Raw genomic sequence first — 14,129 nt, forward strand, 5'->3', positions numbered from 1 at the left:
TAAAAAAGGCAGTTCCACAGCAACGGAGGAGGAAATGTCAGGCGCGCCCGTCGCATCGCCACGCGGTTACGCCCATCCGGCCGACGCCACCCGCGCGGCCTCCCCATCGGACACCATCTTCGAAGCCCGGGGCGTGTCCTTGCGCTTTGGCGGCGTGCAGGCGCTGACCGACGTCGGTTTCAGCATCCGCAAGGGGGAGCTGTTCTCCATCATCGGCCCGAACGGTGCGGGCAAGACCTCCATGGTCAACTGCATCTCCGGCCGCTACCGGCCCACCGACGGAAAGGTCTATTTCAAGGGCAAGGACATCACGGGCATGACGCCCAACCACCGCGCCTCGCTCGGCATCGGGCGCACCTTCCAGAATCTGGCGCTGTTCGGCCACATGACGGTGCTCGACAACATCATGGTCGGGCGCCACCACCTGCTGAAGAACAACTTCTTCACCGGATCGCTCTACTGGCTGACCGGCGCCCGCAAGGAGGAGCTGGCCCACCGCCGCGAGGTCGAGGAGATCATCGACTTCCTGGAAATCCAGCATGTCCGCAAGGCCACCGCCGGCACGCTCTCCTACGGCCTGCGCAAGCGGGTGGAGCTGGCCCGCGCCATCGCGCTGAAGCCTGACCTGATCCTCCTGGACGAGCCCATGGCGGGCATGAACCTGGAAGAGAAGGAGGACATGGCCCGCTACATCGTCGACCTGAACGAGGAGTTCGGCATGACGGTGGTGATGATCGAGCACGACATGGGCGTCGTGATGGACATCTCCCACCGCGTGATCGTCCTGGAGTTCGGCAAGAAGATCGCCGAGGGCACGCCCGAGGAGGTGCTGAACGACCCGCGCGTCAAGCGCGCCTATCTCGGCGAGGACGACGAGGAGGACGAGGCCGTGGCCCCGCCGCCCAAGCAGGAGGTCGCGTGATGTCCCTTCCTGATATCAAAACCCACGACACGCTGCCGAAGCTGCTGACCCTGCACGCCCGCGAGCATGGCGGCGACGTCGCCATGCGCGAAAAGGATTTCGGCATCTGGCGGGAGTTCACCTGGGCGGACATGCACGCCCGCGTGCGCGCCTTCACGCTCGGCCTCATCAAGCTCGGCGTGGAGCGCGGCCATGTGGTGGCGCTGCTGGGCGACAACCGGCCCGACTGGGTGATGGGGGAAATCTCCGCCCACGCCATGGGCGCCATGAGCCTGGGCATCTACCGCGACGCCATGGACGAGGAGGTTGCCTACCTCATCACCTACGCCGACGTCCACGTCATCTTCGCGGAGGACGAGGAGCAGGTCGACAAGCTGCTGAACCTCGGCGAGCGCCTGCCGACGCTGAAGCACATCATCTATTCCGACCCCCGCGGCATGCGCAAATACAGCGATCCGCGCCTGATGGAAGCGTCGGAGCTGGTCAAGCTGGGCAACGCGCTGCACGCCGAGAAACCGAACCTCTACGAGGAGCTGGTCGGCGCGACGCGCGGCGACGACGTGGCGGTGCTCTGCACCACCTCGGGCACCACCTCGAACCCGAAGCTGGCGATGCTGCCGGCCGGGCGGCTGATCCGCCACGTCGCCAGCTACCTGTCGGTGGACCCCAAGGGGCCGACCGACGAGTATGTCTCGGTGCTGCCGCTGTCTTGGATCATGGAGCAGATCTACGCCGTCGGCATGGGCATGGTGTCGCGGATGCGCGTGAACTTCGTCGAGGAAGCCGAGACGATGATGAACGACTTCCGCGAGATCGGGCCGAGCTTCGTGCTGTTCGCCCCCCGCCTGTGGGAGCAGATCGCCGCCGACGTGCGCGCCCGCATGATGGACGCCTCTCCCTTCAAGCAGAAGATGTACGACTACGGCATGAAGCTGGGGCTGGAGGCGCTCGCCAACGGCACGCGGTCCGCCGTCGCCGACCGTATTCTCTTCGCAGCGCTGCGAGACCGCCTGGGCTTCACCAACCTGAAGTCGGCGGCGACCGGCGGCGCGGCGCTCGGCCCCGACACCTTCAAGTTCTTCCAGGCGCTGGGCGTGCCTCTGCGCCAGATCTACGGCCAGACGGAGACGATGGGCGCCTACACGGTGCACCGCTCGGACGACGTGGACTTCGACACGGTGGGCGTGCCCTTCGACGACGGCGTCAAGGTCAAGGTGATCGAGCCCGACCAGAACGGCATCGGCGAGATCGTCGTCAGCCATCCCAACATGTTTGCCGGCTACTACCGCAACGAGGCCTCGACCACGGCGGACCTCCGCGACGGCTGGATGCACACGGGCGACGCCGGCTTCTTCGACAAGAAGGGCCATCTGGTCATCATCGACCGCATCAAGGACATCGCCACCACCAGCAACAACGACCGCTTCAGCCCGCAATACATCGAGAACAAACTGAAATTCAGCCCCTACGTCGCCGAGGCGGTGATCCTGGGCAACAAGCGGCCCTACCTGTCGGCGATCATCTGCATCCGCTTCCCCATCGTGTCGAAGTGGGCGGAGAAAAACCGCATCGCCTTCACCACCTATTCCGATCTGGCGTCCAAGCCGGAGATCTACGAGCTGCTGCGCCAGGAGGTGGAGCGGGTGAACGCGACGCTGCCGGAGTTCCAGCGGATCACCAAGTTCCTGCTGCTCTACAAGGAACTGGACGCCGACGACGGCGAGCTGACCCGCACCCGCAAGGTGCGGCGCGGCGTGATCGCCGAGAAGTACGGCGAGATCATCGACTCCATCTACGCGGGCCAGCCGGCCATCGACGTGGACACCACCATCACCTTCCAGGACGGCACCAAGCAGCGCATCCGCACCGTGCTGAAGGTGGTCGATCTGCTGCCCACGCCGGCCAAGAAGCCGGCGCAGGCCGCGGCGTGAGGGGGGCGGTGATGACGCGCGTTAAACTCCCTCTCCCCTCCGGGGAGAGGGTTGGGGTGAGGGGGTTCGGCATTTGCCGAACTTTCCGGTCCCTCCTGAACCCCCTCACCCTACCCCTCTCCCCAGAGGGGAGAGGGAACAAAGACGAGGCCACGCCATGACCTTGCTCTTCCAGCTTCTCGTCAACGGACTGATCGTCGGCGCGCTGTACGGCGTCGTGGCGATGTCCTTCGTGCTGATCTACAAGGCCAGCCGCATCGTGAACTTCGCCCAGGGCGAATTCCTGCTGATCGGCGCCTGGACCTGCTGGTGGCTGCTGACCTCCTGGCAGCTGCCCTTCTGGATCGGCTTCCCGATCACGCTGGCCTTCATGCTGGTCTTCGGCATCGTGCTTCAGGTCGTCGTGCTGCGGCCGATGATCGGGGAACCGATCATCTCCGTCATCATGGTCACCATCGGCCTGTCGATCTTCTTCCAGGCGCTGATGAAGTGGATGTTCGGCGTCTTCGCCAAGCCGTTCCCGACCATCTTCGCCAGCCCGACCGTGAACATCCTCGGGCTCGACGTGCAGACCGTCTACGTGATGAGCCTGGTCATCTCGCTGCTGATCATGGCGGGCTTCGGCTGGTTCTTCAAATACTCGCGGATGGGTCTGGCGATGCGTGCGACCGCCTTCGACCAGCAGGTGGCACAATCGCTGGGCATCTCCGTCCGCCACATGTTTGCGATGAGCTGGGCCATCTCCGCCATGGTGTCGGCGGTGGCCGGCGTCACGGTCGGCGTCGTCAACGGCGTGTCCTCGGCGCTCTCCTTCTTCGGCATCAAGGTCTTCCCGGCAGTCATCCTCGGCGGGCTGGACAGCGTGGCCGGAGCGGTGCTGGGCGGGCTGATCGTCGGCGTGTTGGAGAATCTCGCGCACTACCTGGACAGCCAGTGGCTGAACTGGGGCAACATGTACGAGATCGCCCCCTTCTACGTCCTGATCGTCATCCTGATGATCAAGCCCTACGGCCTCTTCGGCACCAAGGACATCGAGCGCGTGTAAGGAGCGGCCGCAACCATGGCGAACATCAGTCTCATCCCCAGCGGCGACTTCAAGACCCGGTACGCCGCCGACACGACCATCTTCCCGACCAAGACCAGCCGCAACTTCGCGATCCTGGGCGTGGCGCTGCTTCTGCTCTGCCCGGCCTTCATGGACCGCTACTGGCTGAACCTGTGCATCCAGATCGGCTATCTCGGCATCGCGGCGCTGGGGCTGAACATCCTGGTCGGCTTCACCGGCCAGATCTCCATCGGGCACGCCGCCTTCTTCGGCTTCGGCGCCTTCTCCTCGGCGTGGCTGTCGAACAGCTTCGGCATCCCGGTGGCGCTCGCCATCCCGCTGGCCGGCGTGATGACCACCGCGGTCGGCATGCTGTTCGGCATCCCGGCGGCGCGGCTGAAGGGCCTGTACCTCGCCATCGCCACCCTGGCGGCGCAGTACATCCTCCAGGACTTCTTCTCGCGCGCCGATTGGTTCACCGGCGGCACCGCCGGCACGATCGCGGAGCCGTTCAGCCTGTTCGGATACGCCTTCGACACCGACGAGAGCTTCTTCTACGTCGTGCTGGTCTATGTGGTCGTCATGTACATCCTGGCGACCAACCTGATGCGGTCGCGCGACGGGCGGGCGCTGGTGGCGGTGCGTGACCATTATCTCTCCGCCGAGATCATGGGCATCAACCTAACCAAGTACCGCACGATGTCCTTCGGCATCTCGTCCTTCTACGCCGGCATCGGCGGCGCGCTCTACGCCCACTATCTGCAGTTCGTGTCGGTGGAGGGCTTCACGATCCTCTTCTCGATCCAGTTCCTCGGCATGATCATCATCGGGGGCCTGGGCTCGATCATGGGGTCGCTGATGGGCACCGCCTTCATGGTGCTGCTGCCGGAGGTGATGCAGGCCATCACCACGGCGCTGTCCGGCACCGCCATTGACGCCGCGCTGAACCTGAGGGAGGCCATCGCCTTCCTGCGCGAAATGGCCATCGGTCTGGTCATCATCCTGTTCCTGGTCTTCGAACCGGACGGGCTGGCCCACCGCTGGAAGCAGATCAAAGCCTACTGGAAGCTCTACCCGTTCTCGCACTAGGGCCTTTCTCGCCCTGGCATGCCTCTCGCACATCGGCTTCTGAAAAACATAACGACTGGGAGAAAACGCACCATGACCATGAAGACCGTCCTGCTGGCGTCCGCCGCCGTCGTCCTGCTCGGCACCGGGGCCGCCAACGCCCAGAAGATCCCGGTCGGCCATCTCGCCGACCAGTCCGGCGCCACGTCGGACGTGGGCGTGCCCTTCGGCCAGGGCGTCGCCGACGCGCTCGCCTACATCAACAAGAACGGCGGCATCGCCGGCACGACGATGGACGTCGAGACGGTGGACTACGGCTATCAGGCGCCGCGCGCCATCAGCCAGTACAAGAAGTGGTCGTCGGGCAGCGGCAAGGTCGCGGCGATCCAGGGCTGGGGCACCGCCGACACCGAGGCGCTGACCGGCTTCGTCGGCAAGGACGAGATCCCCTATTATTCCGGTTCCTACTCGGGCCACCTGACCGACCCGACCGGCAACGGCCCGCACGGCTCCAAGCCGGCCCCCTACAACTTCTTCTACGGCCCGTCCTACTCCGACGGCCTGCGCGCCATGCTGATGTGGGCGGCCGAGGACTGGAAGAAGAAGGGCGGCTCGGGCAAGCCCAAGTACGTCCACATGGGCGCCAACCACCCCTACCCGAACGCCCCGAAGGAAGCCGGTGAGCAGCTCGCCAAGGAGCTGGGCTTCGACGTCCTGCCGGCGGTGCAGTTCGCCCTGACGCCGGGCGACTACACCGCCCAGTGCCTGACGCTGAAGCAGGCCGGCGCCAACTACGCCTATCTCGGCAACACGGCGGGCTCCAACATCTCCGTCCTGAAGGCCTGCCAGACGGTCGGCGCGCAGGTGCAGTTCATGGGCAACGTCTGGGGCATGGACGAGAACGCGGCCAAGGCCGCCGGCTCGGCCGCCAACGGCGTGATCTTCCCGGTGCGCACCGCGGCGATCTGGGGCGGCGACGCGCCGGGCATGAAGATCGTCAAGGAGATCTCCAAGGTCTCCGACGCCGCCGGCACCGCCTACCGTCCGGTGCACTACGTGTCGGGCATCTGCTCCGCCTTCTACATGAAGGAGGCGATGGACTGGGCGAAGCAGAACGGCGGCGTGACCGGCCCGAACATCCGCAAGGGCATGTACCAGAAGAAGGATTGGGTGCCGGCGGGCCTGGAGGGGGTCTGCGTGCCGTCGACCTGGACCGAGACCGACCACCGCGGCATGGACAAGGTCAACCTGTACCGCGCCAACGTGTCCGGCGACACCGGCGGCTCGGTGGACGATCTGGTGAAGGCCGGCACGATCAAGCTGGAGAAGATCGCCACCGTCGACGTCCCGCGCAAGCCGGAGTGGCTGGGCTGGTAAGCCGGACCGCCTCCGTCGTCGCCGTGAAAGGGCGGCGACGGGGGCACCCGTCCCGTCTCACTGCATCAGGTGCCGCATCATGAACGCCGCCACCGCGACCGCCGCGGTCAATCCCGCCAGCGCTCCGGCGCCGGTTCCCGGCACGGCCAAGGCGCCGCTGCTGTCCGTCAACAACATCGAGGTCGTCTACAACGACGTCATCCTGGTGCTCCGCGGCCTCAGCCTGGAGGTGCCGGAGGGAGAGATCGTCGCCCTGCTGGGCGCCAACGGCGCCGGCAAATCGACGACGCTCAAGGCCATCTCCGGGCTGCTGAAGACCGAGGACGGCGAGGTCACGCGCGGCGACATCTCCTTCGGGGGTGAGCGCATCAACGGCATCGACCCCGACCAGATCGTCCGGCGCGGCATCTTCCAGGTGATGGAGGGCCGCCGCATCATCGGCGACATGACCTGCCAGGAGAATCTGCGCCTCGGCGCCTTCACCCGCCGCGACGGCGGCGTGAAGGACGACATCGAGATGGTCTATCACTACTTTCCCCGCCTGAAGGAGCGCACCGGCCTTGCCGGGTACCTGTCGGGCGGTGAGCAGCAGATGCTGGCCATCGGGCGCGCGATGATGGCCCGGCCGAAGCTGATCCTGATGGACGAGCCGTCCATGGGCCTGTCGCCGCTGATGGTGAAGGAGGTCTTCAGCATCATCCGGCAGATCAACAAGGACCTGGGCGTCACCATCCTGCTGGTCGAGCAGAACGCCCGCATGGCGCTCCAGGCCGCGACGCGCGGCTACATCATGGAGAACGGCAAGGTCGTTCTCGACGGCACCGCCGAAGAGCTGCGCAACAACGAGGACGTGAAGGAATTCTACCTCGGCGGCGGCAACGAAGAGCGCAAGAGCTTCAAGAATCTCAAGAGCTTCAAGCGCCGGAAGCGCTGGATTTGAGTTATGCCCTCTCCCGTCCCGGGAGAGGGAAGGGGCCCACGAAGTGGGAAGGGCGAGGGTCTAGCAGGAAGAAAGGCGCCGACCGTTGGCGGCACCCTCACCCGGCCCTTCGGGCCACCCTCTCCCGGGGCGGGAGAGGGGAGAAGAAGAAAAACAGCCGGGAGGCATCGGTGTCCGACACTTACGATCAACTCGAAACCCGCTCCCCCGACCGGCGCGAGGCGGAGCTGTTCGCGGCGCTGCCGGCGCAGATCGCCCACGCCAAGGCGAACGCACCCTACTTTACCCGCCTGCTGGGCGATGTGGACCCCGCCGCCGTCGGTGACCGCGCGTCGCTCGCCACCTTGCCGGTCACCCGCAAGTCGGACCTGATCGCGCTGCAGAAGGACGCGCCGCCCTTCGGCGGGATGACCACCGTCGCCATCGGGCGGCTGGCCCGCGTCTTCGCCTCGCCCGGCCCGATCCACGATCCGGAGGCGCACGGCACGGACCCCTGGCGCACCGCACGGGCGCTTTACGCCTCGGGCATCCGCGGCGGCGACCTCGTGCAGAACTGCTTCGCCTACCACCTGACGCCCGCCGGCTCGATGTTCGAGACGGGCGCGCACGCGCTGGGCTGCGCCGTCATCCCCGCCGGCGTCGGCAACACGGAGATGCAGGCCCAGGTGGCCGCCCATCTCAAGCCGCGGGCCTACATTGGCACGCCCGATTTCCTGAAGATCATCCTGGAGAAGGGCGATGAGCTGGGGCTGGACCTGTCCTCCATCGCGATCGGCCATCTGACCGGCGGTCCCTTCCTGCCAGACGCCCGCGCCTATTACGAGGGGCGCGGCATCGCCGCCTACCAGAGCTACGGCACCGCCGACCTCGGCCTCGTTGCCTATGAGAACTCCGGCCCGTGCCGGGCTGGTGGTGGAGGAAGGCGTGATCGTGGAGATCGTCCGCCCCGGCACCGGCGATCCCGTGCCGGCGGGCGAGGTGGGGGAGGTCGTCGTCACCACCTTCAACCAAGCCTATCCGCTGGTCCGCTTCGCCACCGGCGACCTGTCGGCCGTCCTGCCCGGCGAAAGCCCCTGCGGGCGCACCAACATGCGGCTGAAGGGCTGGATGGGCCGCGCCGACCAGACCACCAAGGTCAAGGGCATGTTCGTCCACCCGCAGCAGATCGCCGAGGTGCTGCGCCGCCACCCGCAGATCGGCAAGGCCCGCCTCGTCGTCGGGCGGCAGGACGCCAACGACACCATGACCCTGCGCTGCGAGTCGCCCGAGTCCGGCGAGGCTTTGGCGGCGTCGGTGCGTGAAACTCTGGCCGCCGTCACCAAATTGAAGGGTGTCGTGGAGTTCGCGGCCCCCGGCAGCCTGCCCAACGACGGCAAGGTCATCGAAGACGCCCGCGCCTGAGAACCAGTGATAGCCGACAACAACGATAACCGACCCGATACACACGAGGACCTTTTCGACATGAGCGTCAGCACCGACCTCCAGCTCGACCCCTTCGCGCTCGCCAGGGAGCTGTCGGGCAAGCATTTCTTCGGCGGCGAATTCCGCCCGGCCTCCTCCGGTAAGGGCTTCCCCGTCGTGAACCCGGCGACCGGCGAGACGGTGGCCGAGGCCGCCTTCGGCGAGGCAGCGGACGTGGACGCCGCGGTAGCCGCCGCGGTGGCCGCGCAGAAGGAATGGGCCAAGCGCCCGGTGCGCGAGCGCGGCAAGCTGGTCGCCGAATGCGGGCGCGTGCTCGATGCCCACAAGGAGGAAATCGCCAAGCTGATCGCGCTGGAGACCGGCAAGGCCCTGCGCACGGAATCGCGCGTCGAGGCCGGCGTCCTGTCCGACGCCTTCGTCTTCTTCGGCGGTCTGGCGCCGGAGCTGAAGGGCGAAACCATCCCCTTCAACCCGTCCATGCTGACCATGACCGTGCGCGAGCCGGTGGGCGTGGTCGGCGCGATCATCCCGTGGAACGTGCCGCTGCTGCTGATGGCGCTGAAGATCGCCCCGGCAATGGTTGCGGGCAACGCCGTGGTGGTGAAGTCGGCGGAGGAGGCGCCACTCGCCGTTCTGCGCGTCGTGCAGCTCATCAACACGGTGATTCCGGCGGGGGTGGTGAACATCCTCTCGGGCTACGGCCCGGAATGCGGCGCCCCGCTGGTGGCGCACAAGGATGTGAAGAAGGTGACCTTCACCGGCTCCGTCGAGACCGGCAAGATCGTCTACAAGACCGCCGCCGAAAAGCTGATCCCGGTGACGCTGGAGCTGGGCGGCAAGAGCCCGATGATCGTCTGCGGCGACGCCGACCTGGATCAGGCGATCGCGGGCGCCATCGCCGGCATGCGCTTCACCCGCCAGGGCCAGAGCTGCACCGCGTCGTCGCGCATCTTCGTCCATGACAGCATCCACGACGCCTTCGTCGAGAAGCTGAAGGAGAAGGTGAACGCGATGAAGATGGGCGACCCGCTGGACGAGTCGACCGACATCGGCACCATCGTCTCGCCGCAGCAGCTCGACCGGGTGCAGAGCTACATCGCCATCGGCAAGGAGGGCGGGGCGACGCCGCATGTCTGCTCCGCCATGCCGTCCGATCCGAAGCTGACCAAGGGCCTTTACGTGCAGCCGCACATCTTCACCGGCGTGAAGAACAGCGACCGCATCGCGCAGGAGGAAATCTTCGGCCCGGTCTGCTGCGTCATCCGCTGGACCGACTATGAAGAGGTCATCGCCCAGGCCAACGACACCGAATACGGTCTTGCCGCGACCATCTGGACGCGCGACCTGAAGGTGGCGATGGACGCGGTGCACCGGCTGGAGGCCGGATTCGTGCAAGTGAACCAGAATCTGGTCGTGCAGCCGAACCTGTCCTACGGCGGCGTGAAATCGTCCGGCCTCGGCAAGGAAGCCTCGCTGGAAGCGATGCTGGAACACTTCACCCACAAGAAGACGATCATCATCAACATGAAGTGATGACTTTCTGTCCCCTCTCCCCTCTGGGGAGAGGGTTAGGGTGAGGGGGTTGCGCTTTTGCCGGACGTACCGCCAAGCACATCCCCCTCACCGGCCCTTCGGGCCACCCTCTCCCCGGAGGGGAGAGGGCTAGAAGGCCTTGTCACGCCCGTTTCCATACGCTACCGTACGGCTCCATACGTCGCCGTATGGCGAGAGCGAAGAACAGACCTCCGGGGGGAGCGCCAACACCATGCTGTCGAACCAGTATCCGACCCTGAACTTCGACCTCGGCGAATCCGCGGACATGCTACGCGACACCGTGCGCAGCTTCGCCGCCGACGAGATCGCGCCCCGCGCCGCCGAGATCGACCGGACCAACGAGTTCCCGAACGAGCTGTGGCGGAAGTTCGGCGACCTCGGCGTGCTCGGCATCACGGCGGAGGAGGAATACGGCGGCGCCGGCATGGGCTATCTGGAGCATGTCGTGGCGATGGAGGAGATCTCCCGCGCCTCGGCCTCGGTCGGCCTCAGCTACGGCGCGCATTCCAACCTTTGCGTCAACCAGATCCGCAAGAACGGCACGGCGGAGCAGAAGAGCCGCTACCTGCCCAAGCTGATCTCCGGCGAGCACATCGGCGCGCTCGCCATGTCGGAGCCGAACGCCGGGTCCGACGTCGTGTCGATGAAGCTGCGCGCCGAGAAGAAGGGCGACCGCTACGTGCTGAACGGCACGAAGATGTGGATCACCAACGGGCCGGACGCCGACACGCTGGTGGTCTACGCCAAGACCGACGTCAACGCCGGCCCGCGCGGCATCACCGCCTTCCTGATCGAAAAGTCCTTCAAGGGCTTCTCCGTCGCGCAGAAGCTCGACAAGCTGGGCATGCGCGGCTCCAACACCGGCGAGCTGGTGTTCGAGGACTGCGAGGTGCCGGAGGAGAACATCCTGGGCGGCGTCGGGCGCGGCGTGAATGTGCTGATGTCCGGCCTCGACTACGAGCGCGCGGTGCTGGCTGGCGGGCCGCTCGGCATCATGCAGGCCTGCATGGACGTGGTGGTTCCCTACCTGCACGACCGCAAGCAGTTCGGCCAGCCGATCGGCGAGTTCCAGCTCATGCAGGGCAAGCTGGCCGACATGTACACGATCATGAACGCCGCCAAGGCCTACGTGTACGCCGTCGCCAAGGCGTGCGACCGCGGCGAGACGGCCCGCAAGGACGCCGCCGGGGCGATCCTCTTCGCCGCCGAAAAGGCGACCTGGATGGCGCTGGAGGCCATTCAGACTCTGGGCGGCAATGGCTACATCAACGAATACCCGACGGGCCGCCTGCTGCGCGACGCCAAGCTCTACGAAATCGGCGCCGGCACCAGCGAGATCCGCCGCATGCTGATCGGGCGCGAGCTGTTCAAGGAAACGGCCTAAGGAAAACGGCGCAAGGCCGGAGGGAAGGGAAAGAGCATGACCGATACCGTTGTGATCGCGGGCGCCGCCCGCACGCCGATGGGCGGCTTCCAGGGTGACTTGCAGGGGCTGACCGCGCCGCAGCTCGGTTCCGCCGCCATCAAGGCGGCGCTGGAGCGCGCCGGCGTGAAGCCGGACGCCGTGGACGAGGTGTTCATGGGCAACGTCCTGCCCGCCGGTCTGGGGCAGGCGCCGGCCCGTCAGGCGTCGATCAGCGCCGGCATTCCGGAAGCCGCGGGCTGCACCACCATCTCCAAGGTCTGCGGGTCGGGCATGAAGGCGGTGATGCTCGCCACCGACCTCATCAAGGCCGGCTCGGCCGAGATCATGGTGGCCGGCGGCATGGAGAGCATGTCCAACGCCCCCTACCTGCTGGACCGCGCGCGCGGCGGCTACCGCATGGGCCATGGCCGCGTGCTCGACCACATGTTCCTCGACGGGCTGGAGGACGCCTACGACCGCGGGCGCCTGATGGGCACCTTCGCGGAGGAATGCGCCACCCACTACCAGTTCACCCGCGAGGCGCAGGACAACTACGCCATCGAGAGCCTGAACCGCGCCCGCCGCGCCACCGAGGACGGCAGTTTCGTCAAGGAGATCACCGCGGTCACGGTGAAGGGCCGCAAGGGCGACACGGTGGTGGAGAAGGACGAGCAGCCGCTGAAGGCCGACCCGGCCAAAATCCCGACGCTGAAGCCCGCCTTCGCCAAGGACGGCACGGTGACGGCGGCCAACGCCTCTTCCATCTCCGACGGTGCGGCGGCGCTGGTGCTGACCACGCGGTCGAACGCGGAGAAGCTGGGCCTGCCGATTCTGGCCGAGATCAAGGCCCACGCCAACCACGCTCAGGCCCCGGCCTGGTTCACCACCGCTCCCGTCGGTGCGATCAACAAGGTGCTGGAGCGCGCCGGCTGGTCGGCCAAGGACGTGGACCTCTACGAGCTGAACGAGGCCTTCGCCGTGGTCGCCATGGCGGCGATGCGCGAACTCGACATCCCGCACGACAGGATCAACGTGCATGGCGGCGCCTGCGCGCTCGGCCATCCCATCGGCGCGTCGGGGGCGCGCATCCTCGTCACGCTGCTGGCGGCGCTGGAGAAGAACGGGCTGAAGCGCGGCGTCGCCTCGCTGTGCATCGGCGGCGGCGAGGCCACGGCTGTGGCGGTGGAGCTGGTGTAAGGCAAACCGTGCCCCCTCCCTAACCCTCCCCCGCTTCGCGGGAGAGGGGATCAAGCTCCCTCCACCGCGCAGCGGGGGAGGGGTGGGGAGGGGGCAGAAAGCGTGCGGGAGGGAAAGCAATGCGGCTGACGGAAGAGCAGCGGATGGTGCGCGACATGGCGCGGGATTTCGCGGCGGAGCGGCTGACGCCCACCGCCGCCGAGCGCGACCGCACCGGCGCCTTCCCCAAGGAGGAGCTGGCCGAGATGGGCCGGCTCGGCCTGATGGGCATGCTGGTGCCGGAGGAGTTCGACGGCGCCGGCACCGACCACATCGCCTACGCGCTCGCCATCGAGGAGATCGCGGCGGGCGACGGCGCCATCTCCACCATCATGAGCGTGCACAACTCCGTCGGCTGCATGCCGATCCTGAAGTTCGGCAGCGCCGAGCAGAAGGAGCGCTTCCTGAAGCCGATGGCCCGCGGCGAGCAGCTCGGCTGCTTCTGCTTGACGGAGCCGCAGGCAGGGTCCGACGCCGCCGCCATCAAGGCGCGCGCCCGCCGCGACGGCAACCACTGGGTTCTCAACGGCACCAAGCAGTTCATCACCTCAGGGAAAAACGCCGACGTCGCCATCGTCTTCGCGGTCAGCGACCCCGACGCCGGCAAGAAGGGCATCACCGCCTTCGTCGTGCCGACCGATACCCCCGGCTTCCAGGTCGCGCGGGTCGAGGAAAAGCTCGGCCAGAGCTGTTCCGACACCTGCCAGATCGTCCTGGAGGACTGCCGCATCCCCGCCGACCTGATGCTGGGCGCGGAGGGCGGCGGCTACCGGGTGGCGCTCGCCAACCTGGAGGGCGGGCGCATCGGCATCGCGTCGCAGTCGGTGGGCATGGCGCGTTCCGCGCTCGACCACGCCACCCGCTACGCCCAGGAGCGCCAGAGCATGGGCGTGCCGATCATCCAGCATCAGGCGGTGGCCTTCCGGCTGGCCGACATGGCGACGAAGGTGGAGGCCGCACGCCAGCTCGTCCTGCACGCCGCTTCCCTGCGCGACGCCGGCGAGCCCTGCCTGAAGGAAGCGGCCATGGCGAAGCTGTTCGCCTCGGAGATCGCCGAGCGCGTCTGCTCCGACGCCATCCAGATCCATGGCGGCTACGGCTACCTGAACGATTTCCCGGTGGAGCGCATTTATAGAGACGTGCGCGTCTGCCAGATTTACGAGGGCACGAGCGACATCCAGCGGCTGGTCATCAGCCGTGCCCTGATGCAGTAGAACAAGAAGAGACGG

General features: G+C 66.8%; 10 protein-coding genes and 1 pseudogene. All 11 read left to right on the forward strand.

All coding sequences use genetic code 11. The features are described 5' to 3' along the window. Positions 1–34 precede the first annotated feature (34 nt). The 11 genes and pseudogenes from ACWPN7_RS30895 (at position 35) to ACWPN7_RS30945 (ending at position 14,114) form a co-directional block, all read left to right on the forward strand. Positions 35–922, forward strand: a complete 888-nt coding sequence (locus ACWPN7_RS30895) for an ABC transporter ATP-binding protein (RefSeq protein WP_247874749.1) — start codon at positions 35–37, stop codon at positions 920–922. Beyond that, positions 922–2,853: a long-chain fatty acid--CoA ligase gene (locus tag ACWPN7_RS30900; RefSeq protein WP_040136437.1), complete on the forward strand. Its 1,932-nt coding sequence runs from the start codon at positions 922–924 to the stop codon at positions 2,851–2,853. The genes ACWPN7_RS30895 and ACWPN7_RS30900 overlap by 1 nt, the downstream gene beginning before the upstream one ends. A 157-nt stretch (positions 2,854–3,010) precedes the next feature. Continuing rightward, positions 3,011–3,898 (forward strand): branched-chain amino acid ABC transporter permease, encoded by an 888-nt coding sequence (locus ACWPN7_RS30905; protein WP_040136435.1) that lies wholly within the window; start codon positions 3,011–3,013, stop codon positions 3,896–3,898. A gap of 15 nt (positions 3,899–3,913) precedes the next feature. After that, a complete protein-coding gene (locus tag ACWPN7_RS30910; RefSeq protein ID WP_174441528.1) occupies positions 3,914–4,987 on the forward strand; it encodes a branched-chain amino acid ABC transporter permease in 1,074 nt (357 codons plus the stop codon). 72 nt (positions 4,988–5,059) lie between these two features. Then, complete coding sequence (locus tag ACWPN7_RS30915) at positions 5,060–6,343, forward strand: ABC transporter substrate-binding protein (RefSeq protein ID WP_459197096.1); 1,284 nt, start codon at positions 5,060–5,062, stop codon at positions 6,341–6,343. Between the two features lie 79 nt (positions 6,344–6,422). Continuing rightward, positions 6,423–7,283, forward strand: a complete 861-nt coding sequence (locus ACWPN7_RS30920; protein ID WP_040136428.1) for an ABC transporter ATP-binding protein — start codon at positions 6,423–6,425, stop codon at positions 7,281–7,283. 170 nt (positions 7,284–7,453) lie between these two features. Then, positions 7,454–8,684 (forward strand): annotated as a pseudogene (locus ACWPN7_RS30925) (phenylacetate--CoA ligase family protein). Between the two features lie 60 nt (positions 8,685–8,744). Further along, positions 8,745–10,238, forward strand: a complete 1,494-nt coding sequence (locus tag ACWPN7_RS30930; protein ID WP_145687651.1) for an aldehyde dehydrogenase family protein — start codon at positions 8,745–8,747, stop codon at positions 10,236–10,238. Positions 10,239–10,470: 232 nt separating this feature from the next. Next, positions 10,471–11,643, forward strand: a complete 1,173-nt coding sequence (locus ACWPN7_RS30935) for an isovaleryl-CoA dehydrogenase (RefSeq protein WP_040136421.1) — start codon at positions 10,471–10,473, stop codon at positions 11,641–11,643. Positions 11,644–11,679: 36 nt separating this feature from the next. Further along, positions 11,680–12,861, forward strand: coding sequence for an acetyl-CoA C-acyltransferase (locus ACWPN7_RS30940; RefSeq protein WP_459197094.1), 1,182 nt, complete (start codon positions 11,680–11,682; stop codon positions 12,859–12,861). Positions 12,862–12,980: 119 nt separating this feature from the next. Then, positions 12,981–14,114 (forward strand): acyl-CoA dehydrogenase family protein, encoded by a 1,134-nt coding sequence (locus ACWPN7_RS30945; RefSeq protein WP_459197093.1) that lies wholly within the window; start codon positions 12,981–12,983, stop codon positions 14,112–14,114. Positions 14,115–14,129: the final 15 nt, after the last annotated feature.

Source organism: Azospirillum sp. UENF 312511, from assembly GCF_058780635.1.